Annotated in this window: 27 protein-coding genes and 1 pseudogene; 20 read left to right on the top strand and 8 right to left on the bottom strand. The window is 69.0% G+C overall.

Annotated elements, in window-relative coordinates:
- Positions 1–368 (top strand): annotated as a pseudogene (locus tag ACF088_RS33875) (ATP-dependent helicase); the annotation flags it as partial.
- A gap of 54 nt (positions 369–422) precedes the next feature.
- On the top strand, positions 423–743 hold the full coding sequence (locus ACF088_RS33870; protein WP_392379712.1) for an SCO5918 family protein: 321 nt from the start codon (positions 423–425) through the stop codon (positions 741–743).
- 260 nt (positions 744–1,003) lie between these two features.
- Here ACF088_RS33870 and ACF088_RS33865 read toward each other — a convergent pair whose 3' ends face one another.
- Positions 1,004–1,381 carry a hypothetical protein gene (locus ACF088_RS33865; protein WP_392379711.1) on the bottom strand — a complete coding sequence of 126 codons (378 nt, stop codon included), beginning with the start codon at positions 1,379–1,381 and terminating at the stop codon, positions 1,004–1,006.
- 292 nt (positions 1,382–1,673) lie between these two features.
- On the opposite strand from ACF088_RS33865, the gene ACF088_RS33860 reads away from it, so the two are divergent.
- Complete coding sequence (locus tag ACF088_RS33860; protein WP_392379710.1) at positions 1,674–2,078, top strand: VOC family protein; 405 nt, start codon at positions 1,674–1,676, stop codon at positions 2,076–2,078.
- A gap of 108 nt (positions 2,079–2,186) precedes the next feature.
- On the opposite strand, the gene ACF088_RS33855 is transcribed toward ACF088_RS33860, so the two are convergent.
- From ACF088_RS33855 to ACF088_RS33835, 5 genes are all read right to left on the bottom strand, one after another.
- Positions 2,187–2,549, bottom strand: a complete 363-nt coding sequence (locus tag ACF088_RS33855; protein ID WP_392379709.1) for a hypothetical protein — start codon at positions 2,547–2,549, stop codon at positions 2,187–2,189.
- A 374-nt stretch (positions 2,550–2,923) separates the two neighbouring features.
- Positions 2,924–4,768, bottom strand: coding sequence for a phospholipase C (locus ACF088_RS33850; protein ID WP_392379708.1), 1,845 nt, complete (start codon positions 4,766–4,768; stop codon positions 2,924–2,926).
- 169 nt (positions 4,769–4,937) lie between these two features.
- A complete protein-coding gene (gene efeB / locus ACF088_RS33845) occupies positions 4,938–6,191 on the bottom strand; it encodes an iron uptake transporter deferrochelatase/peroxidase subunit (protein ID WP_392379720.1) in 1,254 nt (417 codons plus the stop codon).
- Between the two features lie 25 nt (positions 6,192–6,216).
- The gene (locus ACF088_RS33840; RefSeq protein ID WP_392379707.1) at positions 6,217–7,374 is read right to left on the bottom strand and encodes an EfeM/EfeO family lipoprotein; all 1,158 of its coding nucleotides are present in this window, start codon (positions 7,372–7,374) and stop codon (positions 6,217–6,219) included.
- A gap of 346 nt (positions 7,375–7,720) precedes the next feature.
- Positions 7,721–8,326, bottom strand: coding sequence for a helix-turn-helix domain-containing protein (locus ACF088_RS33835; RefSeq protein WP_392379706.1), 606 nt, complete (start codon positions 8,324–8,326; stop codon positions 7,721–7,723).
- Positions 8,327–8,718: 392 nt separating this feature from the next.
- On the opposite strand from ACF088_RS33835, the gene ACF088_RS33830 reads away from it, so the two are divergent.
- From ACF088_RS33830 to ACF088_RS33755, 16 genes are all read left to right on the top strand, one after another.
- Entirely contained in the window at positions 8,719–9,927 is a 1,209-nt protein-coding gene (locus ACF088_RS33830; RefSeq protein ID WP_392379705.1) for a cytochrome P450, read from the top strand.
- Positions 9,928–10,211: 284 nt separating this feature from the next.
- On the top strand, positions 10,212–11,276 hold the full coding sequence (locus ACF088_RS33825; RefSeq protein ID WP_392379704.1) for a type III polyketide synthase: 1,065 nt from the start codon (positions 10,212–10,214) through the stop codon (positions 11,274–11,276).
- An 876-nt stretch (positions 11,277–12,152) separates the two neighbouring features.
- Positions 12,153–14,066 carry a molecular chaperone DnaK gene (gene dnaK, locus ACF088_RS33820; protein ID WP_392379703.1) on the top strand — a complete coding sequence of 638 codons (1,914 nt, stop codon included), beginning with the start codon at positions 12,153–12,155 and terminating at the stop codon, positions 14,064–14,066.
- Entirely contained in the window at positions 14,063–14,821 is a 759-nt protein-coding gene (gene grpE / locus ACF088_RS33815; protein ID WP_392379702.1) for a nucleotide exchange factor GrpE, read from the top strand. The genes dnaK and grpE overlap by 4 nt, the downstream gene beginning before the upstream one ends.
- A 617-nt stretch (positions 14,822–15,438) precedes the next feature.
- Positions 15,439–15,750, top strand: coding sequence for a gas vesicle protein (locus ACF088_RS33810; protein ID WP_392379701.1), 312 nt, complete (start codon positions 15,439–15,441; stop codon positions 15,748–15,750).
- Between the two features lie 76 nt (positions 15,751–15,826).
- Positions 15,827–16,276 (top strand): gas vesicle structural protein GvpA, encoded by a 450-nt coding sequence (locus ACF088_RS33805; protein ID WP_392379700.1) that lies wholly within the window; start codon positions 15,827–15,829, stop codon positions 16,274–16,276.
- A 2-nt stretch (positions 16,277–16,278) separates the two neighbouring features.
- Positions 16,279–16,992, top strand: a complete 714-nt coding sequence (locus ACF088_RS33800; RefSeq protein WP_392379699.1) for a GvpL/GvpF family gas vesicle protein — start codon at positions 16,279–16,281, stop codon at positions 16,990–16,992.
- Between the two features lie 20 nt (positions 16,993–17,012).
- The gene (locus ACF088_RS33795) at positions 17,013–17,270 is read left to right on the top strand and encodes a gas vesicle protein GvpG (protein WP_392379698.1); all 258 of its coding nucleotides are present in this window, start codon (positions 17,013–17,015) and stop codon (positions 17,268–17,270) included.
- 30 nt (positions 17,271–17,300) lie between these two features.
- Positions 17,301–18,014 carry a hypothetical protein gene (locus ACF088_RS33790; protein ID WP_392379697.1) on the top strand — a complete coding sequence of 238 codons (714 nt, stop codon included), beginning with the start codon at positions 17,301–17,303 and terminating at the stop codon, positions 18,012–18,014.
- Entirely contained in the window at positions 18,007–19,173 is a 1,167-nt protein-coding gene (locus tag ACF088_RS33785; protein WP_392379696.1) for an SRPBCC family protein, read from the top strand. The genes ACF088_RS33790 and ACF088_RS33785 overlap by 8 nt, the downstream gene beginning before the upstream one ends.
- Before the next feature lie 30 nt (positions 19,174–19,203).
- Positions 19,204–19,629, top strand: a complete 426-nt coding sequence (locus tag ACF088_RS33780) for a gas vesicle protein (RefSeq protein WP_392379695.1) — start codon at positions 19,204–19,206, stop codon at positions 19,627–19,629.
- Positions 19,626–20,549 carry a GvpL/GvpF family gas vesicle protein gene (locus ACF088_RS33775; RefSeq protein WP_392379694.1) on the top strand — a complete coding sequence of 308 codons (924 nt, stop codon included), beginning with the start codon at positions 19,626–19,628 and terminating at the stop codon, positions 20,547–20,549. Before ACF088_RS33780 ends, ACF088_RS33775 begins: the two co-directional genes overlap by 4 nt.
- A 134-nt stretch (positions 20,550–20,683) precedes the next feature.
- Positions 20,684–20,878, top strand: coding sequence for a gas vesicle protein (locus ACF088_RS33770; RefSeq protein WP_392379719.1), 195 nt, complete (start codon positions 20,684–20,686; stop codon positions 20,876–20,878).
- Positions 20,879–20,979: 101 nt separating this feature from the next.
- A complete protein-coding gene (locus tag ACF088_RS33765; protein WP_392379693.1) occupies positions 20,980–21,396 on the top strand; it encodes a gas vesicle protein K in 417 nt (138 codons plus the stop codon).
- Positions 21,397–21,646: 250 nt separating this feature from the next.
- Entirely contained in the window at positions 21,647–21,817 is a 171-nt protein-coding gene (locus ACF088_RS33760; protein ID WP_392379692.1) for a hydrophobic protein, read from the top strand.
- A 249-nt stretch (positions 21,818–22,066) separates the two neighbouring features.
- Complete coding sequence (locus tag ACF088_RS33755; protein WP_392379691.1) at positions 22,067–23,770, top strand: cholesterol oxidase substrate-binding domain-containing protein; 1,704 nt, start codon at positions 22,067–22,069, stop codon at positions 23,768–23,770.
- Between the two features lie 105 nt (positions 23,771–23,875).
- Here the strand turns inward: ACF088_RS33755 and ACF088_RS33750 are convergent, their stop codons facing one another.
- Together ACF088_RS33750 and ACF088_RS33745 are read right to left on the bottom strand one after the other, a co-directional pair.
- Positions 23,876–25,027: a CapA family protein gene (locus ACF088_RS33750; protein ID WP_392379690.1), complete on the bottom strand. Its 1,152-nt coding sequence runs from the start codon at positions 25,025–25,027 to the stop codon at positions 23,876–23,878.
- 511 nt (positions 25,028–25,538) lie between these two features.
- A complete protein-coding gene (locus ACF088_RS33745; RefSeq protein ID WP_392379689.1) occupies positions 25,539–26,108 on the bottom strand; it encodes a hypothetical protein in 570 nt (189 codons plus the stop codon).
- 338 nt (positions 26,109–26,446) lie between these two features.
- Between ACF088_RS33745 and ACF088_RS33740 the strand changes: the two genes are divergently transcribed.
- Positions 26,447–26,785, top strand: coding sequence for a hypothetical protein (locus ACF088_RS33740; RefSeq protein WP_392379688.1), 339 nt, complete (start codon positions 26,447–26,449; stop codon positions 26,783–26,785).
- Positions 26,786–26,810 lie beyond the last annotated feature (25 nt).

Genomic DNA, 26,810 nt, shown 5'->3' with positions numbered 1-26,810 from the left:
CGGACCACAAGGACTACCTGCACCGCGGCGGTCGTACCGCCCGGGCCGGCGAGTCCGGCAGCGTCGTCACCCTCGTCCTGCCCAACCAGCGCCGCGAAATGGACCGCCTGATGGCCGATGCGGGCATCACCCCGCAGTCCACCCAGGTCCGCTCCGGCGAGGCCGAGCTGAGCCGCATCACCGGCGCCCAGGCCCCCTCCGGGGTTCCCGTCACCATCGCCGCACCGGTCGTCGAGCGTCCCAAGCGGAGCGGCTCCTCCACGCGCGGCCGCCGTAGCCGCTCCGCCCAGGCCCGTAGGTCCACCGGATCGCCCCGGACCGCAACCGGTGCGTCCCCGCGGCAGCGGTCCGGCGGCAAGACCTCGTGACCATCCAGCTCCGCCCGCCCGTTTCCGGCTTCTCCTCGACCCTGTAGAGGCACTATGCGCGTCGTCATCGCCCGCTTCCCCTTCGACTTGATCAAGACCGAGGTTCAGGATGCGATGAAGGGCATCAAGCCCGAACCCATCACGGGTGAGTCCGTGCAGATCGGCACCCGTCACTACCCCGTCAAGCAGGTCGGGGAGATCATCACCCGGCAGGACCGCCGTGACTTCTCCGCCGGAGAGGTGACCCGGGCACTGACCCGCCTCGGCTTCACCTGTCGCTCCGCGGCCCCGGCCGCCCGCACCCCGCTCGAGGAGGCGTCGGACCTGCTCCAGGCGCCGGCGCCGGCATCTCCTGACTGGAATCCGGAAAGCTGACACCGGTCAGGAACAGGGGCTCCCTCCGGCCGCGCCGGTCGGCGCGAGCCCCTGTTCCTGACCGACCCACCGGCATGACTGACCCACCGGCATGACTGACCCACCGGCATGACTGACCCACCGGCATGACTGATCCACCGGCATGACTGATCCACCGGCATGGCTGACTCGGGAGTCACCGACCTGTCGTGATGGCGTCACAGTGTCATGGGTCAGCGTCATGGCTCATGGCGTCATGCCGCCTGGCGATTCGTCAGCGATCAGCGGTCGGAGTAGCGGAAGTCGCCTACCGTCCAGGCGCCCACATCCTCGATCGCGACGCGGTACATCCCGCCGGTCTCGGGCAGGCCGAGGCTTCCCTGCAGGATCCTCGCCACATGAAAGTGCAGATGCGTGGGCGGACCGCTCCGGTGGGGCGAGCGGGAGTGCGTACCGGCTGAGGAGAAGAGCGAGGAGAACGGCCCCAGCCGTTCCGACTCCTCAAGGACCTCGGCCACGCGTTGCCGCCACACGTCCTCGGGTGCCAACCGCCCTGTGAGGACGGCACCTTGGACCACAACGGTCAGAGACATCTGATTGCTCTGCTCCGACTCCACCATGGTGGCGATGTCGACGAGCAGCTCGTCGGGCTTCGACATGGGAGCAGACTTTACTGCGGCGACCGGCCCTTGGCAGCACACCCGGCGGCAGGCAGTCGCCCCGCGCTGCTCTCCTGACACTCGTACGGCTCTGCGAAGGAGCCCGGGCGGCACCCGGACTGCTCTCGTACGGCTCCCCTACGGCTCCTGCCGCCCGCCCGGACGTGACGGCTGCAGCCGTGGGTCCCGGCGGCCGCGAGAGCCCCTCGCCCTTTCCCCGGAGTGCCGGAGCCTTCACGGGGTAACGGTCCGAAGGGGCGGGCGGGGTGCCCGTCGACAGGAAGGGAAGCGGATGGCCATAGCCAAGACCAGCGTCCTGGTACTGGATTGCGCGGAGCCCGCGGCGCTGGCGGATTTCTACGCACAATTCCTCGGCGGAGAAGTGCGGATCGGGACCAGCCCGGACTACATCGAAGTCGTCGAAGGCGGCACCGTCCATCTCGCGATACGGCGGGACCGGGGTGCGGCGCCGCCGAGTTGGCCCCGGCCCGATGACTCACAACAGGCGCATCTGCACTTCCTCGTCCCGCAGGACAACATGGACGAGGCGGAGCGCGAGGCGGTCAGCCTGGGAGCACGACCCCTGCAGACCCGGGAGAACGGCGGGCCCTACGACGCCCGCCGCTATGCGGACCCCGCGGGCCACCCCTTTGTTCTCGCCGCGAGCGAAGGGCACGCCCTGGGGCAGGCGAACTGAGGCGCGCCGTCAACGGGCCGCGGGCCGGGACCCTTGCCCAGGGTCCCGGCCCGCGCGGTAGGCACGGAAGGGTCTACGCAGAACGCGTCGAGGACGGTGCCGTGGCCCTCAAGGATTCTGCGGGTCGACCCCCGTATGCGCTTCGGCGTCCCTGCCGCCGCTGGGCCGGCGCGAAGGCCCCTTCGGGCCCATGTCCCGCATGCCCTTCTCATCGGTCTCGGCCGCGCGCTTCTCACCGCTGCGCGTCTCGCTCTTCACTTCGCTCGCCGGCGGCACCTTCTCCTGCCCGGACGTCTCCTTGCTGCTGTCCCGCTCGGGCGCATGGCGCTCGGGGTGGAACGACCTGTGTGCACTCTCGTTCTTCTGCTGCTCGGTCTGGTCGACATCGGGCGACCAGCCGTGCTGCTCGGTGCCCTTGTGCGTACTGGGCCCCTCACCCATCCTCGGGTGCGACTTGCGGTGCTTCGTCATGTCTGCTCCCTTGGTCGGCGTCACCGACGGGCGGCGCCGGACTGCGCCCCCCGCGCAGTGGCCGAAAGGCCTGCGCACGGGCGGCAAGCCCTCGCATCCTGCAGTCCTCCGGCTCATGTGCCGCGCCCATCCCGCTTCGACCCACGTGCCGAAGGTTCCCCCACGTCCAGCCTGCGGGCCGACCGGATCATCCGCATCTCAGCCACGGGAAGAACGCTGTGTAGCCATCAGGTCACCCGCCGCCCGTGCAGGCACGCCCGGTCGGTGCCTCGTGGCAACAGACCGGCCGCAGGACGGTGACCCCCGTCCTGCGGCCCTCGTTGCCGGGCTCCCTCGTCCTCACGCATCAGGCCGAGGCAACTCGTCCGCACCCCTCAGACGGTCCGCTGCTCCTTGCGGCGGCGCAGTACCAGGAAGGTGCCGGTGGCGCCTGCCGCGACCACGGCCGCGCCGACCCCCACCGGGAGCACGGGGAAACCGGACGGTTCGCCGGCCGAGGCCAGGTTCTGCAGCGAGGGGCCCGGGTCGATGGTCGTGGCGACCGGTGCGACATGCCGGATCGGGCCGACGGACTTGACCGAGCCGTCCGCGTGGAGCAGCACCTGCTTGTTGTTGGGGTGCCGGAAGTCGAACATGCCGTTCAGGGAGCCGGCCCGGGTGTCGAAGGAGGCATCACCGATCCGGCCGGTGTGCCAGTTGTTCTCGATGAACTTGATGATCGAGGTCTGCTCGGTCCGGGTGTGGTCGATCTTGTTGACCCTGCTGTACGGGGAGATGACCAGCAGCGGCTGCCGGGTGCCGGGGCCGCAGCGGTCCGCATAGCCGCCGGCGGCCGCGGGACCCGCCTGACAGGCGGGGCTGTCGGTGGGCTTGCCGTTGGAGCCGGTGGAGGTGTCCTTGGAGCCGTTGCGCGGCTTGACGAAGGCGTGGTCGTACCAGCCGTCGGAGTCGTCATAGGCGACGACGATGGCGGTGTCCTTCCACTGCGGCGACTGCTGGATGCGGTTGATCCGGTCGACGAGGAAGTGCTGTTCGTCGACCGGGTCGGAGTAGGACGCGTGTGCATCCTGGTACTCGGGGGCCTTGAGGAAGCTCACGGCCGGCAGTTTGCCCGCCTTGAGTACGGCGTCGAAGTCGCTCAGGTCGTAGTTGTGGTTGGCCCGTCCGGCGTGGCCGACCTCGTCGACGCTCTTCGGCGGCAGGTGGTGCGGGTTGGAGGTCGACTTGTAGTACTCGAACGGCGCGTGGTGCGGGCTGTAGTCGACGACCGCCGCTCCCCCGACATTGGTGTGCGTGGTCCCGCCACACTTGGCGTAGTGGCCCGGCCGGCCGTCCCACCCGGTACTGGGCCGGAAGCCGCCCTGGAACCAGCCCCAGCTGACATGACGGGAGTTGAGGACGTCACCGATGTTGCGCCCCTTCATGGCGGCGAGCGCATTCTTGCTGGTGTGGTCCTTGTTGGAGCAGTCGTCGTACGCCGGGTCCGGGTCGTTGATCATCGTGCCGACGCCCCGTGCGTCGGGAGACTGTACGGCGTACGCGTCGGGGGTGGCGGTCTGCCGCGGGTTTTCGGTGCCGGAGGCGGGGTCCATGGAGACGACGCCGTGGGTCTGGCCGGAGACCAGGTTGAGGGCGCCCGGTGTGGAGGGGCCGTAGACCGAGCTGAAGGAGCGGTCGTTGAGGGAGTAGTGCTGGGCGTAGTTCCACAGGCCGGTGACGGTGTTGCCGTCGTAGTAGTCCATCCCCAGACCGGGCTCGCCGAAGAGACCGCCGGAACACTTGCCGGAGTCGGTGTTCTGGACGAACCGGTCGGCCTTACCGCCGTTGTACGCGTACTGCTCGGGCCCGTAGTCGTGGGTCTGGTCGCAGGTCATGGCCTGCTGTGGCGTGAGCCGCTTGGGCGCGTACTGGTTGGGGTTGTGCTCCAGCAACCCGGCGGTGCGCAGGTTGTCGATGTCCCGGGGCGTGTGCGGGGAGGGGGTGAACTTGGTGCCGTCGGTGTTGGCGGCCTTCGGATAGGTCGCGAAGTAGTGGTCGAACGAGATGTTCTCGTCGAAGAGCACGACCACGTGCTTGACGGGGGTGGCCGTACGGGCGGAGTCGGGGTGGTGTGGCCCGGCGGCCCATGCGGGCGCACCCGCCCCCAGGACTGCGAGGGCCGCGGCACCCGTGAGGGCCCCCAGGCGCCGTATCGTTGCTCGTCTTCCCCTACTGGCCATGCTGGTTCACCCTCCGGGCCGGGACGTGATGGTGCTGTACGGCGGGATGCTCTGCCGGGCGGACGGCGGTCCGGCAGAGCCATCATGACGCTGGAGTGAACAGTGAGTCAGGTATGCCAGGTCAAACCTTGACCGGGTATTGACCTTCGGGGCCCACGGCGTCCGCCGATCAGGCCAGCAGGGCACGGCCGTACCAGTCCGTCTCGTCGCGCACGCCCGGCAGCGCGAAGAAGTAGCCGCCCCCGAAGGGCGTGATGTAGTCCGTCAACGGCTCGCCGGCCAGCCTTCGTTGTACGGTCTCGAACTGCCCGGCGAGGTCGCGCTGGTAGCAGCAGAACAGCAGACCCATATCGAGGTTGCCGTTGCTGTCCACGCCTCTGTCGTAGTTGTAGGCCCGGCGCAGGATCCGCTGCCCGGTGGTGGACGGGGTGCGTGGATTGGCCAGCCGGATATGGCTGTCCAGGGGGATCACCTCGCCCTTGGGGTCGCTGGGATAGTCGGGGGCGTCGTGTTCCCGGTCGCCGTCCAGCGGGGCCCCGGCCTCACGGGAGCGGCCGAACATGCGCTCCTGTTCGGTCAGCGACACCCGGTCCCAGAACTCCACCAGCATGCGGATCAGGCGCACCACCTGGTAGCTGCCACCGACCGCCCAGTCCGGCTCACCGTCCCGCGCCCCGACCCACACCAGCCGGTCCATCTCCCGGGCGACGCGGGCATCGGGGTTGGCCGTGCCGTCCTTGAAGCCCATGAGGTTGCGCGGCGTCCCGGACGGCCGGGGCGGGCTGGTGAAACCGTCGAGGCGCCAGCGCACCTGCATACCGCCCCGGGTGTGCCGGGCGATGTCACGCAGGGCGTGCAGCACGGTGTCCGTGTCGTCCGCGCACAGCTGGAGGCTCAGGTCGCCGTGGCACCAGTCGGACTGCAGGTCGTCGTCGGGGAAGGAGGGCATGGTGGTCAGCCGGTGCGGCGCGCGCCCGTGCAGCCCGAACCGGTCGTCGAACAGCGACGCGCCCACGGCGAGGGTCACCGACAGCCCGTCCGCGGGGACCTGGGGCCCCAGGAGGCCCGAGTCGGTGGGCGGACCGGTGATACCGACCGACGCCGGTATCCCGCCGCCGCTCAGGAACCGGGCACGTGCGGTGACGGTCCGCATCAGCTCGGCCAGGTCCCGGCGGTTTTGCGCGGTCACATCGAACGCGGTGTACGCCGTGACCCGGCGGGGCGGCGCGAGCACCGAGGCCTGGCGCGGGCCGTGGAAGGGAACCCGTGGTGCGGCCCCGCCAATCGGCCCCGGGCCGGTCATCAGGGCCGGTGCGCCGGCCTGCTGCGGGCCGTCGTCGGCAGACGCGGCACCACCGGCCGCGAGTCCGGCCCCGGCGAGCGCCGCTCCCCGGAGGAATCCCCGTCGGCCGACACCGCTCATGTCCTTCATACCGTGCTCATGTCCTTCATACCGTTCTCCGCGCATCGCACAGCGTCGCCACCGACGCCAGCCGTTCCACCAGGTCTCCGAACACCGCGTCGATCCGCTCCCGCCGGCTCCGCCCCAGATGGTTCAGCGCCGGCCACCGGCCGTCCTCCCGGAGGCCGTCGAGCAGCCGCTGCGCCCGGCTCAACTCGCCTTCCACGTGCGACAGGCCGGGGTATCTGGTCACCAGTAGGGGGCGCAGCCGGGTGAGGACGGCCCGGGTTCCGTCGAGGTGGGCGCGGGCGGTGGCGAGAGTGCTGCCGCTGCCGTAGTCGGTCCGTCCGGTCAGCTCGGACTGCAGTGTGTTCTCCAGGATCTCGTGTGCCCGCAGGCCGAGGTCCGCCGGTTCCATCCGCGTCTGCGCCCAGTCGTCCCGCAGCTTGCGCACGGCGTCGTCGAGAGCGGCGGCCGGTGCGCGCAAGGAGTCGGCGGACTGCCCGTGCCACAGCCCGTATTCGATGCGGTGGAACCCGGTGAACGCCGGGTCACGGTCGCCGTCCGGCAGACCGGCGCTCGTGCCGTTGATCTGCTGGTCCGCGTCGCCGAAGGCCCCGTATGCCGCGCCCAGCCGTTCGTAGGCGAGGTGCGCGGGCAGCCAGGCGTCCCGGGCCCCCGCCAGATCCCTGCGCGCAAGGGCGGCGCGCAGGGTCCCGGTCCGGCCGACGAGATGGTCCAGGCCGCCCGCGACCCACTTCTGGTAGTCCAGCGCCGGGGGGATCAGGTCGTGCTCGGTGACCGGGGCCGCCGCCGGGCCGGCCCGACCGCCACCGTCGATACGGACCGTGGGCCCGGTGACCGCGTCGGCGTCGTCCGGCAGGCACATGAAGGCGTACGAGCCCCGGCCCAGCCGGACCCGCAGGTGCCGCGTGGTTCCTGGGCCGATGCCCTCCACCTCACCGTAAACCGCGCCGCTGCGCGGGGACTTGAGATACACCTCGGCCGCGGCGGCGGAGGTGTTGTGCAGATCGAAGACCTGGGTACCGGGGCGGGGGGTGCCCCATCCCCGGCCGCAACCGCCCGGTGACACCTCGACGGTGGTGTGCCGCAGCCCGTCCGTCGCGGCCGGCCCCTGCCCCGCGGCGTCCTCCGGGCCACCGGGCAGCACCAGCGCCGCCAGCAGCCCGCCGGCCAGGAGCACACCCCCGCTCCACCGGACACGAGGGGACCACAGCTTCCCGGGACCGGTTCGCGGCACTCCGAGCCTCCCGGGGGTCGTTCACACCACGCGATCACGTACGTGCGCAGGATCAGGAAAGGGCCGTGGCCCGGAGCATTCCGCCAGGGCCGACGACAACGCTGCACATGCTAGACAGCGCGGCGCACCCGAACGCGCTTTCCCCGGAAGAGATGCCAAGAGTTTCCCGGTGGTTCATCGGACCGTTGCCGTTCCCGAAGCACCCCTTGGGCCGGGTACCCGATACCTGGCCTTGAGCCTCCCTACGGGACTGCCGGAGCATGCGGGGAAGGCGGGTGGGCCGGGTCGGTCAGGCAGAGCCGGGGTGCGGCGCCGGCGGGGCGGCGCGGACGTGCATCCGCTCGCCCTGTGCCCCGAAGAGGCTGAGGAACTCCACGGGGTGCGGACCGGCATTGGCGAAGCCGTGCGGGGTGTGGGTGTCGAATTCGGCGGCCTCGCCGGAGGTGAGGACGAGGTCGTGCTCACCGAGAGCCAGCCACAGCCGGCCGGAAAGGACGTAGAGCCACTCGTAGCCCTCGTGGGTGCGCAGCTCAGGCCGTGTGCCGGTCGTTTTCTTGGCGGGGAGGATGTGTTTGAAGGCGTGCAGACCACCGAGGTGACGGGTCAGCGGCACAAAGGTCTGTCCGTTGCGGGTGAAAGGACGCGGATGGACCCGGGGGTCGCCGGTGGCCGGCGCCCCGACCAGCTCGTCCAGCTGCACTCCGTGGGCCTTGGCCAGCGGAAGCAGGAGTTCGAGGGTCGGCTTGCGCTGCCCGGACTCCAGACGCGAAAGGGTGCTGAGCGAGATGCCGGTGACCTCGCTCAGCTGCGCCAGAGTGGCTCCGCGCTCTCGCCGCAGCGCCCGTAGTCGCGGGCCGACCGCGTTCAGCACACCGGGAATGTCATCGTCCGCCATGACTCCATTTGCCGTCCCGGCAACAACTTTTGTCAAGTCGGCGAGGAGGGCACACCGCACCGGCTCCGCCCCGGCCTCGACCGGCTTTCCGCGCCGCTGCACACCGATACACACCGGACCGCACCGGGGAAGAGCTGGAGAGATCACCCGATTGGCGCACCACACCGACCACCCACCACTGTCCGTAAGTCACTGTGGAACAGCAGGGCAAAGGCCTCCGCCAGCCCCTTGCCAGAACAGGAAGCAAAAGCCGCCCCCGCATCTCCGCTTTTCGCTGACCGGGATGAATCGGCGTCTTTCTGGCCGGCGGCCCGATACGACCGCATGCGTGCGCCCGGTCTTTCTTCGCAGGCGGTGAATTCACTCGTCCCTTCTCACGTCGGGAGCTCACCATGGAACCCGGACCTCACGTCTGGAACTGCCCGTTCGATTATGCGGAGGGCCTGGAATTCGATCCGACGCTCAAGCGCCTGCAGACCGAAGAACCGGTCGCCCGCATCCGGCTGCCCCACGGGGAGGGCGAGGCATGGCTCGTCACCGGCTACGACGACGTACGCACGGTGACAACCGACCGGCGCTTCAGCCGGAGCGCCGTCATCGGCCGGGACTTCCCCCGTATGACGCCTGAGCCGATCGTCCAGGACGAGGCGATCAACGTGATGGACCCGCCCGCCAGCAGCCGCTTGCGGAGCCTGGTCTCCAAGGCGTTCGCTCCGCGTCACGTGGAACGCATGCGGGCCCGCACCCAGCACGTCGTGGACGAACTACTGGACCGGATGGCCGCGCAGGGGTCGCCCGCCGACCTGATGGAGAGCCTGGCGTCCCCCCTGCCCCTGACGACGATCTGCGAGGTCCTCGACATCCCCGAGCGCGACCAGGGACAGCTGCGCGCACACGCCCGGACCATGATGAACGTCACCGTCGAAAACCGGGACAACGCCGTCCGGGCCAAGGCCGATATGCGGGCCTACTTCACGACGCTCACGGCGAAGCGGCGTCAGCACCCGGGAGACGACCTGATCAGCGCGCTGGCCACCGCCCGTGACGGGGATGAGATCCTCAACGACCAGGAACTCACCGTGATGGCCATGGTCCTGCTCATCACCGGCCAGGACACCACCACCTACGAGATCGGCAACCTCGCCTACACGCTGCTCACTCGGCCCAAGGAGCTCGCGATGCTGCGCTCCCGTCCCGAGATGCTGCCGCAGGCGATCGAAGAAATGCTGCGGTTCATCCCCTTCCGCAAGGGCGTCGGCATCCCCCGCGTCGCCACCGAGGACGTGGAGCTGAGCGGCGTGAAGATCCGGGCCGGGGACATCGTGCACGTCTCCTATCTGACGGCCAACCGGGACGGCCGGAAGTTCGAGCGGGCCGACGAACTGGACCTGGAACGCGAGGGCCGGACCTCGCACATGACGTTCGGCTGGGGCGGACATCACTGCCTGGGTGCCCCGCTCGCGGTCACGGAGCTGGAAGTCGCCCTCAAAACCCTGCTCGACCGCTTCCCGGAACTCCGGCTGGCGAAGCCGGCCGAGGAAGTCCGCTGGAACACCACCTCGATCTGGCGCTATCCGCTGGAGCTACCGGTCACTTGGTAACTGTGGGCCACGGCCGCAAAATGCAGATCCCACCCGCCTGGCGTACGGTTACTACTCGGAAAGATCAATCCACCAGCACGGGGAGAGTTCATTCTTCGACGGCTGGCCCGCTCATTTCCCTACCGGGGTCGTCAATTTCGGACCGCCGGATCCGACCATGGTTCCTTTGCCCGCTCTGAAAGGGCGAGTTACCGCGACGGATACCACCGGCCGAAAAGAAAAACGACTCGAATTCAGCGCAGGGAATCCCTGAGGGGGGCCACAGTCTGCAAGGAGTGCATCCCATGGCGGTTCTGTGCAAACCAGCAATTGCGGTCCCTGAATACGTCATCACCCAAGACGACACCCTCGAACTCGCGCAACGGCTGCACAAGGACCACACGCAGCTGAGACTGATCCTGCGGCTGATCGAGAACACCGGCGTGCTCAAGAGGCATCTGGTCCAGCCGATCGACAAGGTACTCAAGCATCCGGGACTCGACGCCCGTAGCGCGGTCTACGAGGAGGAGTCCAAGGCCCGCGTCCCCGCCGTGGTCCGCAAGGCACTCGACCAGGCCGAGCTGGAGCCACAGCAGATCGACCTCATCGTCTACGTCTCCTGCACCGGCTTCATGATGCCGGCCCTGACCGCCTGGCTCATCAACACCCTGGGCTTCAGGTCGGAGACACGGCAGATGCCGATAGCCCAACTCGGCTGCGCGGCCGGCGGCGCGGCGGTCAACCGGGCACACGACTTCTGCACGGCGTACCCCGACGCCAACGTGCTCATCGTCGCGTGTGAGTTCTGCTCGCTGTGCTACCAGCCCACGGACCTGGGTGTGGGGTCGCTGCTGTCGAACGGCCTTTTCGGTGACGCGGTCGCCGCCGCCGTGGTCCGCGGGAGCGGTGGCACCGGTGTCCGGCTGGAGCGCAACAGCTCGTACCTGATCCCGAACACCGAGGACTGGATCTCCTACGCGATTCGGTCCACCGGTTTCCACTTCCAGTTGGACAAGCGCGTACCCGGGACCATGGAGCCGCTCGCCCCCGCTCTGCGCGCCGTCGCGGAACAGCACCAATGGGACGCGGGCGACCTGGACTTCTACATCGTCCACGCGGGCGGTCCGCGCATCCTGGACGACCTGTGCCGCTTCCTCGACGTTCCTCCCGAGGCGTTCCGCTTCAGCCGCGCGACGCTGACCGAGTACGGCAACATCGCCAGCGCGGTGGTACTCGACGCCCTGGCGCGCATGTTCGACGAAGCATCGGCCCTCGACGGCCAGCGCGGTCTGCTGGCCGGATTCGGCCCCGGTATCACGGCCGAGATGGCTCTGGGCACCTGGACTTCCGCCCCCGTGCCGGCGGCATGACCCGACCGCTCGGTGCGCCCGGCAGGTGAGCCGCCGGGCGCACCGGGTGGAGCAGGCGCACCGGGTGGAGCGGGCATCGGGCGCGGCGCGCACCGAGAGGGCTACGCGTATCCGTTCCGCCGTTCAACGCCGGTTTTCCTGCCGCGCGTTGGGCGGCGGTCGGTTTCGGCCGGGACGAAGCGCAGTGTCGCCCGTGTCGCCCTCGCCGGTTTCGGTCAGGACGAAGCGCAGTGTCGCCCTCGTCGGCGTCCGTCGGATTGGCGGGAGGGGACACGGAGCCACAGGACCACTGCCGCGTCGGCTCACTCCCACTCCGACTCCCCCTGGAGCGGCGCGGCGACCGGCGCCACCCCGGCCCCTGAGGGGCATGGGAGACATGGGGGCATGAGCATGACCATCACATCACGCGCTCTTTCCCTCGGGCCGGTCGGGCACATCCCGGCAGTCGGGCATGTACCGGCGTCGGGCATGTACCGGTCGTCGGGCACGTACCGGTCGTCGGGCATGCACCTGCCATCAAGCGCATCCCGGCCGTCAGGCATGCCCCGGTCGGCCGGTCGACCGCCGCCACCGGAGCCACCCGACTGCGGCAGCCAGCGGGAGCATGGCAGCAAATCGCGCATACCGTGTATATGCCCTGAATGGGAATATCTTGAGAGATGCGCCTACACGTTTTATGCAGGTTCCATACGGACGAGGTGCCGGCTCGCCGTCCATATCAGCAGGTGAGAGGGCCTGCCGGGGAAGCCTCGGGGCGACCCGGGCGTTCGCGACCGGGGCGTTCCGGTCCGGCTTCCGCCAGGGGCCTGCGGGCGTCGGGTCCCGGTGCCGGGTGGCGCCGGCTCCGGGAGTCGGCCGCAAGACGAGGAGAAGACCATGGCACGTGCAGTGGGTATTGACCTTGGTACGACGAACTCGGTGGTCAGTGTGCTGGAGGCCGGTGAGCCCGTCGTCATCACCAATGCCGAGGGGGCCCGGACCACCCCGTCGGTGGTCGGGTTCGCCAAGGGCGGCGATGTGCTGGTGGGTGAGATCGCCAAGCGGCAGGCCGTGACCAACGTCGACCGCACCGCGCGGTCGGTCAAGCGCCACATGGGCGAGGCGCAGTGGCGTTTTCCGGACAGTGGCGACATCGACGGCAAGCGGTACACCGCGCAGGAAATCTCCGCACGGGTGCTGCAGAAGCTCAAGCGCGACGCCGAGGAATACCTGGGCGAGGACGTGACGGATGCGGTGGTCACCGTTCCGGCGTACTTCAATGACGCCCAGCGCACCGCGACGAAGGAGGCCGGTGAGATCGCGGGCCTGAAGGTGCTGCGGATCGTCAATGAGCCGACCGCCGCGGCGCTGGCCTACGGCCTCGACAAGGAGAACGACCAGACCATTCTGGTCTTCGACCTCGGTGGCGGCACCTTCGACGTCTCGCTGCTGGACATCGGCGACGGCGTCGTCGAGGTGAAGGCCACGAACGGCGACACCCACCTGGGCGGCGACGACTGGGACCAGCGGATCGTCGATCACCTCACCAAGCAGTTCAAGAACGCCTACGGCATCGACCTGTCCAAGGACAAGATGGCCACCCAGCGACTGCGGGAGGCCGCCGAGAAGGCCAAGATCGAACTCTCCGCAGCGACCGAGACCACGATCAATCTCCCCTATCTGAGCGCGTCGGCCGACGGGCCCCTGCACCTGGACGAGAAGCTCACCCGCTCGCAGTTCGAGCAGCTCACCGCCGATCTCCTCGAACGCTGCAAGACCCCGTTCCACAATGCGGTGCGGGACGCCGGGATCAAGGTCTCCGACATCAATCATGTGATCCTGGTCGGCGGCTCGACCCGCATGCCCGCGGTGACCGAACTGGTCAAGGAGCTGACCGGCAAGGATCCACACAAGGGCGTCAACCCCGACGAGGTCGTCGCCGTCGGCGCCGCTCTCCAGGCCGGTGTCCTCAAGGGTGAGGTCAAGGACGTCCTCCTGCTGGACGTCACCCCGCTGTCCCTCGGTATCGAGACCAAGGGCGGCATCATGACCAAGCTCCTCGAACGCAACACCACGATCCCGACCAAGCGGTCCGAGATCTTCACCACGGCCGAGGACAACCAGCCGTCCGTGCAGATCCAGGTCTACCAGGGCGAGCGCGAGATCGCGGCGTACAACAAGAAGCTCGGGATGTTCCAGCTGACCGGTCTGCCCCCGGCCCCGCGCGGGGTCCCGCAGATCGAGGTCTCCTTCGACATCGACGCCAACGGCATCATGCACGTCACGGCCAAGGACCTGGGCACGGGCAAGGAGCAGAAGATGACCGTCACCGGCGGCTCCTCGCTGCCGAAGGACGACATCGACCGGATGGTCCGCGACGCCGAGCACCACGCCGAGGAGGACCGCCGGCGGCGGGAAACCGCGGAGACGCGCAATCAGGCCGAGCAACTGGTCTACCAGACCGAGAAGTTCCTCAAGGACAACGAGGAGAAGGTCCCCGGGGAGATCAAGACCGAGGTCGAGACCGCGATCGGCGAGGTCAAGGAGAAGCTGAAGGCCGCCGAGTCGGCCGACGGCGACGACACCTCGGAGCTCCGTACCGCCTCCGAGAAGCTCGCGACCGTCTCCCAGAAGCTGGGCCAGGCCATGTACGCCGACGCCCAGTCGCAGGCTCAGGCCCAGGGATCCGCCCAGGGCTCCGAGGCGGCAGGTGGCTCCGGCGAGAGCGGATCGGGCGCAGCCGGCGACCAGGACGATGTCGTCGACGCGGAGATCGTCGATGACGACAAGCAGGAGGGAAGTGCACGATGAACCGTCCGACCCACATCCGTGACCTCCCTCAGCCGCCGCTGGCCCTCGTGGGCCACGGGCAGGAGGAAACATCCGGACCGGTCCCGCCCGGCGCCACCCAGGCCGAGGAGCGGACCGCGCAGGACGGCGCGGGGAGGCCGTCCGGGGACGGCCGGGACCCCGGGCCACCCGACCACGGCCCTGACCACACCCCCGCCCCCGGCTCCGGCTCCGGCTCCGGCTCCGGCTCCGGCAAGCCTGGTAGGTCATCGGGCCGCGACCGGGACACCGATCGGCCATCTCGCCAGGACGGGACCGGCGCGCGGCCGACGGCGCAGGAAGCGGTGCTGCGCGCCGAGCTCCAGGAGCGTACGGCCGATCTGCAGCGGCTGAAGGCCGAGTACGACAACTACCGCAAGCGGGTCCACCGCGACCGCCTGGCGGTCGGCGAGATCGCCGTGGCCAATGTGCTCAGCCGGCTGCTGCCCGTACTCGACGCCCTGGCCGAGGCCGGGGAGCAGGGCGAGGTGACCGGTGGTTTCCAGCGCATCGCCGAGGCTCTGCACACCGAACTGGGGGCGCTGGGCCTCCAGCCCTTCGGTACGGCGGGCGCCCCCTTCGACCCGCTGATCCATGAGGCCGTCACCTACACCCCCGACGACCAACTGGAAGACACCACCTGCACCGCGGTCCTCCGCCAGGGCTACCGGGTGGGCGACCGCCTGTTGCGTCCGGCGCAGGTGACCGTGGCCGGCAAACCGCCTGCCGGGGCGTAGCACCCTCCGGTCCGGACCATCGGACCTGACCACGGGCCCGGACCGACCCACCGGACCACACCGGACCTCCCCCACCGGTCTTTCCGCCGTGCCGCCACGGCGGAAAGACCGGTCTTCCGTCATGGCGCCATGGCGTGATGGCGTGATGGCGTGATGGCGCCATCACGCAAAGCGTTTGCCGCAGCACGAGAGGACCGCGGTCGCGTGGTGCTGCTGCAGGCCCGATTTTCCTGACCGCGGCGGCGGGCCGGATCTCCCGGCCCGCCGCCGCGGTCCGTGCCGGGCCCGTGCACCCCTGAATTTCCCTTCCGCATCACGGGAATTCGGGTGGCGATCCGCCCCCGCCTCCCCTCTCCCTCGCAGGCCAGAGCAGGCGACGGAAAAGCGAACCAGCAACCGGATCAGACATCCGAGGGTTCCGGTCCGGTCGCGTCGGGGGGCGTGGAGTGAGCGACGAGTTGATCGACGGAGCATGCCATCCCCAGGGCGGAATTCTGCCCTCTCTGGGCGGCTACGCATATGTTCGAGGCGCGGGGGCACCCGGTCCTCCATCGCCACAGACATCCACCATCCACCGTACTTCGACAGAAACCCTACGACGCACGACAGGCGGGATCATGGCGACCGAGGAAAACACGGACCGCAAGGAAGAAACACACAACGGCGGACCTGAACGGATTGCCGCCCCCACAGCAATGCGCCACGCTTCGGGGCAACTTGCCCAGATGCTGCAATGTGAGCCCGGTTCGGTTTCAGCGCTCAAGGCCACCGATGACGGTTGGTCGGCGGATGTGGAAGTGGTGGAGATCGAAAGGGTCCCGGACACCGCGAGCGTCATGGCTTCCTACCACGTTCACCTCGACGCACAAGGCCAACTCCTGGGATACGAGCGCACTCGCCGATACGGGCGCGGCCAGATCGACAGATGATGCGGCCACCGCTCGGCCCGGTCATGACGTGACGGCCCCATGACCCGCTCCAGTCAACTGGAAGGGACGATCGACCGTGACAGCCATTCAGCAATCCAACGCATCGACCAGCAGCGGCGGCGGTTCGGGAAATCTATACGATGTTCTTGAGCTGATTCTCGACCGAGGGCTTGTCATTGACGCCTTTGTGCGGGTCTCCCTCGTCGGCATCGAAATTCTCAAGATTGACGTACGCGTCGTCGTCGCAAGCGTGGACACTTATCTGCGCTTTGCCGAGGCGTGCAACCGTCTGGACCTGGAATCGGGCCGCAAGGCACCGAGCCAGCTCACCGATCTGGTCGGTGAGGCAACCGAGAGCGGCGCCAAGGGAAAGTCGAAGGGCGCACTGACAGGCGCAGTCGAGGCATTCACCGACTCCCTGCACAAGGGCCAGGAGGGTTCCGAGGAGGAGGCCGCGGAAGAGCGACCGGCGCGTAAATCCTCCAGCTCCAGCAGCCGTCGTACGGCCCGCCGTCGGGAGGACTGACCATGGCGACCTACCTCTACGCCATCACCGGTGCGGAGCACCCCTTGCAGCTGTCCGACGTCACCGGTGTCGGTGACCCCGCGGCACGGCTGCGCACCGTCAAGACAAAGGACCTGTGCGCGGTCGTCAGCGACGCGCCGGACGGGTTGCGGGCCAAACGCCGCGATGTGGCGGCCCACCAGAGCGTCCAGGAACGTCTGCTTGCCGACGGTGCCGCCCTCCCGATGCGCTTCGGGCTGGTCGGCCCGGACGACGCGCAGGTGGTCTCCGCCCTGGAGGAACACCGCGACACCTACACCCGGCGCCTCAAGGAGATCGACGGCTGCCGCGAGTACCACCTCAAGGTCGCACGCGACGAGGACGATCTGCTGCGGGAGATCGTGCGGGAGTCCGCCGAGGTACGGCAGCTCAACGACCGTACCCGGCAGAACCCGGACGCCTACGACGGCAAGATGGCCCTGGGCGAGCTGATTTCGCAGGAGGTCGAGGCCCGCCACGACCGCGCCCGTACGGACATCGTGGCCCGGCTCGCTCCGGCTGCGGTGCGCACCGCGAACGTCGAACCGACGAAGCGCCACTTCCTCAACGTGTCGTTCCTCGTGGAACGGGAGAAGGCAGCGGCCTTCGCCGAGGCGGTCCATGCGGAGGGCGAGCAGCGCGGTGACGCCTACACCTTCGCTCTGCACGGCCCGTTGCCGCCGTACAGCTTCGTCTGACGGGCGGGCGGAGATCCGTCATGGGCCTCATCACACAGATCCTGACGCTGCCGATCGCCCCGGTGCGGGGCACGGTCTGGGTCCTGGACCAAGTGCTGCTCACCGCGGAGCGCGAGTACTACGACCCGGAGCCGGTCCGGGAGGAACTGGCCGCGCTGGAACAGCAGTTGCTGGACGGAAGCATCACGATCGACGAGTTCGACTCCCGCGAGGACGAGCTCTTGGACCGGCTGGAGTGGCTGGAGGCCAACCAGCAACGACTACATACCGACTCCTGATCACGGGGAGAACGAGGTGTACGAGAGATGATGAGCAACGCCAAGATAGGTGTGGCCCTCATAGGGGGCTACCTACTGGGACGCACGAAAAAGGCCAAGATGGCCATCGGTCTGGGCATGTTCCTGGCCGGCAAGAAACTGAATCTGGACCCGCGGCAACTGGGCGCCCTGGTGGCCAACTCCCCGGTCCTCGGCCCCCTCCACGACCAGGTGCGCAAGGAGCTGGTGGACGCCACGAAGTCGGCCGCCGGTGCCGCGCTCAACCAGCGGATGAACGGCCTCGCCGACTCCCTGCACGAGCGGACCCTGGCCCTCGACGAGGGCGGGACGGACGGTGCCGGGCGCGCGGTGGACGATGCGAACCCGGAACCCGAGGACGAGGCACGGGACGTGCCACGGGGCGAGGCCGAGGAGACCGACGACGCAGCGGACGCGGAGGGCGAGAAGCCCGCCCCGCGCCGTAAGACCTCTGCCAAGTCCTCGGCCAAGTCCTCGGCGAACCCGTCCGGGAACTCGGCCACGAAGACGGCATCGGCCAAGAAGTCGACCGCCACCGACCGGCCCTCCCAGGCGCGGCGTTCGGCGTCGAGCGCAGCCAAGACTTCGGGAAAGGCCGTGTCCTCCCGCGCACGCACCTCCACCGCCCCGGGGCGGAAGGCCGCCTCCGGTGCCCGTAGCAAGGCCTCAAGCAGGGCTTCCGGCGCGGCGCGCACGGTTGCCGACCGTGGGGGCAGCAATGGCTGAGTCCACCTTCAGCAAGATCAAGGACGAGGTGACCAAGAGCCCGGCGGCCGACCAGCTCAAGGAGGAGCTGCAGCACTACCTCCAGGCACGGGCGGAACACGCCGTCACCAGCCTCGGCCACAAGCTGGGCGAGAGCGTCGGCAAGCTCGCCGAACCCGGCCAGGGCGCTGGTGGCCTGGTGAGCAGTCTGGCGAAGGGCGGCAAGGCTCTCGGCGAGGGCAAGTCTCCGCAGCAGGCGGCGCTGACCGTGGGCGCCTCCCACCTCAAGGACACCGTCAAGGACAAGGTGAAAAGCCTGTTCGGCAAGGGCCGCAAGGGCGGCGGCGGCAAGTCCAAGAGCGTGACGATCGTCGAGGACATCGATGTGGGCGTTCCCGTACGCGAGGCGTACGACCAGTGGACGCAATTCCAGGAGTTCAGCACCTTCGCCAAGGGCGTCGTCAGCGTCGAGAAGTCCGATGACACCAGCAGCAACTGGAAGGTGAAGGTCGCCAAGTCCACCCGCAGTTGGCGGGCCAATGTCACCGAGCAGGTGCCGGACGAGCGGATCAGCTGGACCACCGAAGGTGCGAAGGGCACGGTCAAGGGTGTGGTGACCTTCCACCGCCTCACCGACAACCTGACGCGGGTGCTGCTGGTCCTTGAGTACTTCCCCAAAGGCCTGTTCGAGAAGACCGGCAACATCTGGCGCGCCCAGGGCCGCCGGGCCCGGCTGGACCTCAAGCTCTACCGCAAATTCATCATGCTGCGCGGTGAGGCCACGGATGGCTGGCGCGGTGAGATCCAGGACGGCGAGGTCGTGGTCGAGCACGATGACGCCATCGCGGCGGAGGAGGAGGACCGGGAAGACGCCGAGGACGCCGAGGACGAGGGCGTGGACGAGGGCGTGGACGACCAAGACGTAGCAGACCACGACCTGGACGACCACGACGATCTCGCAGCGGACGGCGAGGCCGAGGACGACGAAGACGATCTCGAAGAGCCCGTCGACGAGGACGACGACCACGGGGAACCGCTCGACGAGGACGACGACCTCACGGAATCCCTCGACGAGGACGACGACCCGGCGGGCGAACGGGACCCGCGGGACCCGTACGACGAGGACGACGACGAGCCGCCGGCACCCCGCCGGGGCCGCCGCGCCGCCGTTGCCCGCTGACCCGTCCCGACCGCACAGACGAGGCTGATCATGTCCGATTCACTGGCCGGCCGTATGGGGCCTTCCTCCGGTCCGTCCCCGTACGGCCGGCAGGGGGCTTCCGCCAACCTGGCCGACATCCTGGAGCGCGTCCTCGACAAGGGCGTCGTCATCGCGGGCGACATCCAGATCAATCTGCTCGACATCGAGCTGCTGACCATCAAGCTCCGGCTGCTCGTCGCCTCCGTCGACAAGGCCAAGGAAATGGGCATCGACTGGTGGGAACACGACCCCTCCCTTTCGTCCCGCGCCCGCACGCCGCAGCAGGTCCCCGACGGGCGCACGCCGACCGCCGGAGGTGACCCGCTGGCCGCGGAGAACCAACAACTGCGCGCCGAACTCGCCGAACTGCGCGCGGCCATCGGCTCCCCCCAGGGCTCCGGCGTGCACCCGGCAGACCGCAAGGAGGAGCAGTGAACCGCCCCACACAAGGAGCCGAGGAGACTGCCGCCTCGTCGTTCCCCCTCGGCCGGCCCGCTGATCGGTCCGCTGACCGGCCCGCTGACCGGCCCGCTGAGCAGCAAGAATCCGACCGCTCCCGGATCTCGTACGTCTACGCCATCGGCCGCGCGGGCACCGCCCTCGAAACGTCGGCTCCTCAGCTGACCGGACTGCGGGACGGCCCCCTCCGGACGGTCACCGCCGGCCGCCTGACCGCCCTCGTCTCCTCCGTTCCGGCCGACGCATTCAGCGCGGAGGGCATGAAGGCGCAGTTGGAGGACCTCACGGAGCTGGAGACCATCGCGCGGACGCACCACGCCGTCGTCGAGGCCGCCTATGCCGGCACCATGGTGCTGCCGATGCGCCTGGCCACGGTGTATCTGGACGATGCCCGGGTGCGGGCGATGCTGGAGGGGCGCGGTGCCGAGTTCGACGCGCTGCTCTCCCGGCTCGAAGGCCATGCCGAAGTGGGGGTGAAGGTGTACGCGGACGCACGAGCAGCGGCCACGGCCGGATCTCCCGCATCCGACGGTCCGGCCTCCGCTGCGTCCGGGGTCAGCCCCGGCCGGGCCTACCTGCAGCAGCGGCGGGCCCAACGGCGTACGCATCGTGATGCCCACCGCGCGGCGGGAGCCGTCGCCGCCGACGTGCGGGCCCGGGTGGCCGACATGGCTAGGGACGTGGTCGCGCACCGCCCGCAGCAAGGTGAACTGGCGTCCGGTACAGGCGAGAACATCGCCAACGAGGCGTACCTGGTCCCCACGGACCGCATCGGGGAATTCCACCGGGCCCTGAAGGGTCTGGCCGATGGCGTCCCCGGCGTACGCGTCGAGATCACCGGTCCGTGGGCCCCGTACTCCTTCGCGACACCGCCCGCGGAAAGCACGAATCCGTGAAGGGAAACGACCTTCATGAGGCCACATTCACGGATGACTCGCGCACGGATGACTCGCGCACAGATGGCTCGCGCGCGGATGGCTCGCGCGCGGATGGCTCGCGCGCGGATGCCTCGCGCACGGATGGCTCGCATGTGACGGACCGCTCCGAGGAAGAATCTCTTGCCGGGCGGCAGATCGCTCTGGTCGATCTCCTGGACCGTCTCCTGAACGGCGGCGCGGTCCTTACCGGAGATGTGGTGCTGTCCATTGCCGATGTGGATCTGGTCCATATCAACCTGCGAGCGGTGATCCGCTCGATCACGCCCGACAGCCCGGCACCGTGGTGAAGGTACGCGTTGACGAACTCCATGAAATCCGATGCCCAGCCTGCCAGTTCGCATCCCGAACCTACCCCGAGGAGAAATTCCCACATGACGAGTGATACGCCATGACGGATCAACCGATTGACCCGGCCGCGCCCGTGAAGCCTGCCTTCGCGGAGGTGGCGCAGGCGGCGGCACGGGCCTTCGACCTGGTGCCGGCCGGGTCCGGGGAACGCCGACAGGGACAGGACAGCGGCATCGCCCAACGGCTGAAAACCGACCCGGAGACGGTCGAACGCGATCTCATCAAATTGGTGCTGACCATTGTGGAACTCTTGCGGCAGCTCATGGAGCGCACCGCATTGCACCGTGTCGACCAAGGCGATCTGAGCGAGGAGCAAGAAGAGCGAGTCGGGATGACGCTCATGATTCTCCAGGACCGTATGACGGAACTCTGTGAACGCTACGGTCTCACGATGGCCGACCTCAATCTCGACCTCGGGCCCCTGGGCTCCCTGCTGCCTCCTCACGACGTCGGCTGAGTGTTTCGGTCAACACCACCAACGGCCCGGGGCCTTCAGCTATCACGTGCATCACGTGTATCGCGTGCATCACGTGTATCACGTGCATCACGCCATGTTTCCACGCGCTTCACATGTACCACGCCATGTTTCCACGCGCTTTGAGCGGCAAGACGGCAGGAAAGGGCCGCAGAGCGCACCAGCTTTCCTCTCGTTCCCATGGTTTCTCCCTACGCGCTCTCGCGTCCTACCGATACGGAGGTGCTGGGAAATGGTTCCGCTGCTTCTGGTTCTGCTGCTCGCGTTGCTTCTCTTCGGCGCGGGATTCGCGTTGAAGGCACTGTGGATCGTCGCCGTGGTCGTGCTGGCGTTCTGGCTGCTCGGCTTCCTGATGCGGACGGCCGGCGCCGGCGGCCGGCGCGGCCGCTGGTACCGCTGGTAGATCCCCGGGCCCCGGTCCCGGATCCCTCGATGTTCCCCGGGTCCCGTCCCCGATCCCTCGATGTCCCCGGCGGGCCGATCCCCTTCGGCCCGCCGGGGAACGGTATTTCCTGACGGGCATTGCAACTGATGGCCCGTCACCCTACTCTTCCGGCACATCCCCACCGCACCGGGGCGCTCGTACGGTCTCACCCCTACGATCCGTGCGCGGTGCAGCGGGGCCGGCGCGCCGCGCGCCGGAGGGACAGCCATGTCCGACGACAGCGCTCGAAGAGCCTCCTTCACCCGCCGCACGCTGCTGACCGGGGCCGCCGCCGCGGGGCTGGCCGCGGCAGCCCGGCTGCAGCCCGCTCATCGCATCCCCGTGGGCAGCGCCGCGGCCACCCTCGCCCCTCCGCCCGGCTTTCCTGCGGGCATCCCGCTCTCCCAGCAGGCCTTCCGGAACTGGTCGTTGGAGATCGTCGTCGAGGGCGTATGGACGGCCACGGCCCGTACCCCCGACGATGTGGTCACCCTCGCCAACTGGGCCCATCAGCACGGCTACCGGCTACGGGCCCGGGGCAAGGGCCACACCTGGTCGCCGCTGGTGTTACCCGCCGGGGCCGACACCAACCGGACCGTCATCGTCGACACCACCTCCCACCTCACTGCGGTCAGCGTGCGCGGCGGCGGCCCGGGGAGTGTCACCGCGCAGACGGGTGCGACTCTCGACACCCTCCTCGCCCGCCTGGAGGAGGCGGGGCTCGGCCTCGCCACCACCACCGCGCCCGGCGACCTCACCATCGGCGGAGTGCTCGCCATCGGCGGCCACGGCACGGGTCTGCCCACCGCCGCCGAACACCCACCCGCGGGCTCCGGCTTCGGCACACTGAGCTCGCTGGTCACCTCCCTCACCGCCGTGGTGTGGAGCGCGGCAGAGAGCCGCTATGTGCTCAAGACCTTCACCCGCTCCGACCCCGACATCCGCGCCTTCCTGGTCCATCTGGGCCGCGCATTCCTCACCGAGGTGACGATGACCGCGGCGGCCAACACGCGGCTGCGCTGCCAGAACTGGTTCGATGTGAACGTGGGCACCGTCTTCGGTCCGCCCGGCACGGGCGGCCGCACGATCAGTTCCTACCTGGAAAGCACCGGCCGTATCGAGGCGATCTGGTTCCCGTTCACCGATGTGCCGTGGCTGAAGGTGTGGAGCCTCGCGCCCACCAAGCCGCTGCTCGCCAAGCAGATCGACACCCCGTACGCCTACACCTTCGCCAACCGTGTCACCGAGGAGATGTCGGGGCTGCTCGGGGAGATCGCCGCGGGCGGGGGCGACAAGACGCCTGCCTTCACCAAGCTCGCCATGTCCATCGTCGGATCCGGGCTGATCGTCACCGGCACCTGGGACGTCTGGGGCTGGTCGAAGAACAGCCTGCTGTACGTCGAACCGACGACGCTGCGGATCGTCGAAGCGGGGTGGGCGGTACTGACCTCCCGGGCGAATGTGCAGCGGGTGGTGGGGGACTTCTACACCCGCTACCACAGTGTGCTGACGGCTCATCAAACCCGCGGCTCCTACCCGGTCAACGGCCCGATCGAGCTGCGTATCACCGGTACGGACCCGCTGGACGGCCCCCTTTTGTCCCCGGCGCGGGCGCATGCGGACCACCCGGAGTGGGACACCGTGGTGTGGCTCGACTTCGCCACCTATCCCGGTACACCCGGCGCGGCGCCCTTCTTCCGCGAACTGGAGCAGTGGATCTGGCAGACCTACACCGGCTCATATGCGTCCGTACGTCCCGAGTGGTCCAAGGGCTGGGCCTATACGGACAGCGGGCCGTGGACGGACCCTTCCGCAGTGGGCGGCACCGTCCCGGCCGCGTTCGAGGACTGGCGCACCGCCCGGGACATCCTGAACTCCTATGACCCGGCACGGGTGTTCTCGAACGCCTTCCTCGACACGCTGCTGCCCTGAGCGGCATCTGTCCCCTGACCGGCGCCTACCCCTGGGCAGCACCTGTCCCCCCCCGGGCGCGCCATGCCACTTCGCGCCCGTCCGGCTTCGCCGGCCGCCATGGCCCTATCGCCGAGGACGGCCGGCGGAGCCGCGGCCGCTCCCCTGTGCGGGACGGAGCGTGAGCGTGCCCTCCGGGGCGGAGGCGACGCAGGGGCGGAAGCCGGAACTGATCCGGTCGAGCACCTCGCGCAGCCACCGGGAGTCCTGGCGTGAGGCGTGCCGCAGCCGCATGCGCCGGGCCTGCAGCGGGGTGATCCGCACATCGTGGAGTCCGCCGGTGTCCGCGTCGAGCGAGACGAGGTAGAGCAGCCGCAGGTCGTCCCGGTACTGCTCGTAGCCGGTGATGCCCTCGTAGTCATCGATGAAGTCCCCGCAACCGTGGATCACGAGCTTTCCCCGGTACACCTCCAGGGCGCGGGGGTGATGGGAGGAGTGCCCGTGGACGAGATCCACGCCGCCGTCGACCAGGGTGCGCGCGAACGCGGTCTCGTCACGGGGTACGTGGTAGCCCCAGTTGGCGCCCCAGTGGACGGAGACCACCGCGAGGTCGCCCGGCCGCTTCCTCTGTCGTATCCGGTCGGTGATCGCGGTCGCGGCGGCAGACGAGGGCCTGGCCACGAAGGCGACCCCGGCGCGGTCCCGGGCCGCAGCCCATGGCCAGGGGATACCGCTGGACGGCATTCCGAAGGAGAAGACCAGGAGCCGGCGGCCGCCTTCGAGAAGGACGCTCGCCGGGCGGCCCGCCGCGTCGGCGTCCGCTCCCGCCCCGGCCGTCCGCAGTCCCGCCCCCACCAGAGCGTCGAGGGTGTCCGCCAGTCCTTGGTGACCGAAGTCCAGGACGTGATTGTTGGCCAATACACAGACATCGGGGCGGGCAGCGGCGAGGCACGGAAGGTTCGCGGGGCTCATCCGGTAGTGGATTTCCTTGCCGCGGGCGAAGTCAGCGCTCCGGGTGATGCTGGTTTCCAAGTTGAGCACCCGGGCGGCGGGCGCGGCGTCATCGAGCACCCTCAGGGCCTCCCCCCATGGCCAGGAGAAGTCGACCGGACGGTCAATGGGGCCGTTCGCCGCCTCCGCCAGCTCGACATAGTCCCGGGCGTCCCGGACGTAGCCCTCCCGCAGCGCCGGGTCACCCGGGTGCGGAAGGATCTGGTCGACGCCACGGCCGAGCATGACATCGCCGCAGAAAAACAGGGTGAGCAAGTCACCGCCCATTCCCCCAGGTTAGAACCAGTCGGCGACGGTTTCCCGTCGCGTGGGCCCACTGTGCACCGCGACGCCCCCGAGACGAGCAAATCGAGACGGGCAAATCAGGGTGCTTACGTCGGCCGGCGCCCTCCTGACCTGCAAAGATGCCACAGTCGGTGGCGAGGCAGTCGACCTCGAAATCGCCCCAGTGGTCACGGCCGCCGATGACATGGGACATGCGGAAGGCGCCCCAGAAGCAGGTGGGAATGCCGGCCGCCGCATAGGTGGAGTGGGCGACGACAGTGACCCGCACTTCCTTCTCGGTGACGGGGTAGCCCCGTCGGTCCTTCCCCCCCCCGAGGGCGGAGACGAGGGGGCGGCGGAGTGCCGGCTGCGGCTTCGGCGGCGGTCGAGGGGCGAGTGCGGTCGGCGGTGCGGCAAGCGCGGAGACTGCGGCGACTGCAGCGACTGCGGCGACTGCGGCGACTGCGGCGACTGCGGCGACAAGGACGACGAGGACGGTGGCGCGCACGATCCGTCAGGAGCCACCATCCGCATGGGGTGAGGCATACCGCTGCCGGCGGTACCGGTCGGAGTCGAGCCGATCGGCCGCGTCAGGCCGGCACAGTGCGGCGGCCCGGCCGCGCACCAGGAGGTTCTGCGTCCCCAGACCGATCGCCAGGTAGGCGTACAGCGACACGACCCCCAGCACCCCGGCCCCGGCCGCGTGATCGATCCACAGGCCCAGCCCGAAGTGCACGCCCGCCGAGATCAGCCACAGCCCGGTAGTGGCCGCCGTCCCCTTGCGCAGTACCTCGCCCCGGGGCCCGCGCCAGACGCGTACGGTCCGCGCTCTGGCCGCGCCGAAGCCCGCCGCGACGACCAGGCTCACCACCAGGAGGGCGACGGGGAACGCGGTCAGCGGATGGTGCTCGGCGACCGAGGCGACACCGAAGGCGATCCCCGAGACGCCCAGGACAGCGAAGACCGCCGGGGTCAGCAGCGAGCCGAAACGCCGTACCCGGCGGGTACGTAGCTGCTGTCGCACCGCCAGCCCGACGACCAGCACGGCTATGCCGAGGGCGGCTCCGCCGTTCGTACTCCGCATGTCAACTCCCCGTTGTGGCACCGCGTTCGGCGGTATCGCCGTAGCCCCCATTGTCCGCGACGGCCACGGGCGACGAGCGAACTCCCTGGGGTCGGGAGCGTCGTCCCGCATCACGGGAATCAGGCCGGCCCGCAACGGCTGCTGCGAGTCGCAGGGAACGAAGGGCGCATTTCCCTAACGCACCCAGGGCGATCACCTGAACGCACCCCAGGGGCCACCTGCAACTCCACGCCGCGATTCCTTCGCAGCGTGTTCGGCTGATCCGGGCTGGAGGAGCCAACACCCGCTTCTGGTAGGCCTGTTGACCGTGATGGCATAACTCAGTTAACTACCTAGTTATGGATTTCACTATTGTGGCCCACGCCGTCGAGGTGGATCACGGCATCAAGCGGCTTTCGATGCGATTCATCAAGCGCTACGCGGCGCCGGACCGGGTTCGACTCAGTGCCGAACTCTGCGAGCAGATCACGGAGGCCCTGGATGCGCTCGGGCTGATGACCCTGCCGCGACGGCTTCCTACGTCCGAGAATGAGTACATCTTCGTCATCCAGAAGGGCAGCCCGCTCGGCGAAGCCGTGACCATCGCCTCCTCGGTTGCGATGATGGAAAAGATGGGAACCCCTGCACTCCCCAACCTTTTTGAACGATTCCCGGAAGCAAGGCGTCATTTGACATAGAGAACCTGACAGATTTCGATCGAAG

This window comes from Streptomyces sp. NPDC015125 (genome assembly GCF_043080045.1).
Lineage (GTDB): Bacteria > Actinomycetota > Actinomycetes > Streptomycetales > Streptomycetaceae > Streptomyces.
The sequence above is the reverse complement of the archived record's forward strand: the minus strand, read 5'-3'. Positions and strand labels throughout refer to the sequence as shown.

Bases quoted from the DNA above. Each gene is read 5' to 3' on its own strand.
- ACF088_RS33870 (WP_392379712.1), top strand. From the start codon at position 423: ATGCGCGTCGTCATCGCCCGCTTCCCCTTCGACTTGATCAAGACCGAG.
- ACF088_RS33865 (WP_392379711.1), bottom strand. From the start codon at position 1,381: ATGTCGAAGCCCGACGAGCTGCTCGTCGACATCGCCACCATGGTGGAG.
- ACF088_RS33860 (WP_392379710.1), top strand. From the start codon at position 1,674: ATGGCCATAGCCAAGACCAGCGTCCTGGTACTGGATTGCGCGGAGCCC.
- ACF088_RS33855 (WP_392379709.1), bottom strand. From the start codon at position 2,549: ATGACGAAGCACCGCAAGTCGCACCCGAGGATGGGTGAGGGGCCCAGT.
- ACF088_RS33850 (WP_392379708.1), bottom strand. From the start codon at position 4,768: ATGGCCAGTAGGGGAAGACGAGCAACGATACGGCGCCTGGGGGCCCTC.
- efeB (WP_392379720.1), bottom strand. From the start codon at position 6,191: ATGAGCGGTGTCGGCCGACGGGGATTCCTCCGGGGAGCGGCGCTCGCC.
- ACF088_RS33835 (WP_392379706.1), bottom strand. From the start codon at position 8,326: ATGGCGGACGATGACATTCCCGGTGTGCTGAACGCGGTCGGCCCGCGA.
- ACF088_RS33830 (WP_392379705.1), top strand. From the start codon at position 8,719: ATGGAACCCGGACCTCACGTCTGGAACTGCCCGTTCGATTATGCGGAG.
- ACF088_RS33825 (WP_392379704.1), top strand. From the start codon at position 10,212: ATGGCGGTTCTGTGCAAACCAGCAATTGCGGTCCCTGAATACGTCATC.
- dnaK (WP_392379703.1), top strand. From the start codon at position 12,153: ATGGCACGTGCAGTGGGTATTGACCTTGGTACGACGAACTCGGTGGTC.
- grpE (WP_392379702.1), top strand. From the start codon at position 14,063: ATGAACCGTCCGACCCACATCCGTGACCTCCCTCAGCCGCCGCTGGCC.
- ACF088_RS33810 (WP_392379701.1), top strand. From the start codon at position 15,439: ATGGCGACCGAGGAAAACACGGACCGCAAGGAAGAAACACACAACGGC.
- ACF088_RS33800 (WP_392379699.1), top strand. From the start codon at position 16,279: ATGGCGACCTACCTCTACGCCATCACCGGTGCGGAGCACCCCTTGCAG.
- ACF088_RS33795 (WP_392379698.1), top strand. From the start codon at position 17,013: ATGGGCCTCATCACACAGATCCTGACGCTGCCGATCGCCCCGGTGCGG.
- ACF088_RS33790 (WP_392379697.1), top strand. From the start codon at position 17,301: ATGAGCAACGCCAAGATAGGTGTGGCCCTCATAGGGGGCTACCTACTG.
- ACF088_RS33785 (WP_392379696.1), top strand. From the start codon at position 18,007: ATGGCTGAGTCCACCTTCAGCAAGATCAAGGACGAGGTGACCAAGAGC.
- ACF088_RS33780 (WP_392379695.1), top strand. From the start codon at position 19,204: ATGTCCGATTCACTGGCCGGCCGTATGGGGCCTTCCTCCGGTCCGTCC.
- ACF088_RS33765 (WP_392379693.1), top strand. From the start codon at position 20,980: ATGACGGATCAACCGATTGACCCGGCCGCGCCCGTGAAGCCTGCCTTC.
- ACF088_RS33760 (WP_392379692.1), top strand. From the start codon at position 21,647: ATGGTTCCGCTGCTTCTGGTTCTGCTGCTCGCGTTGCTTCTCTTCGGC.
- ACF088_RS33755 (WP_392379691.1), top strand. From the start codon at position 22,067: ATGTCCGACGACAGCGCTCGAAGAGCCTCCTTCACCCGCCGCACGCTG.
- ACF088_RS33750 (WP_392379690.1), bottom strand. From the start codon at position 25,027: ATGGGCGGTGACTTGCTCACCCTGTTTTTCTGCGGCGATGTCATGCTC.
- ACF088_RS33745 (WP_392379689.1), bottom strand. From the start codon at position 26,108: ATGCGGAGTACGAACGGCGGAGCCGCCCTCGGCATAGCCGTGCTGGTC.
- ACF088_RS33740 (WP_392379688.1), top strand. From the start codon at position 26,447: ATGGATTTCACTATTGTGGCCCACGCCGTCGAGGTGGATCACGGCATC.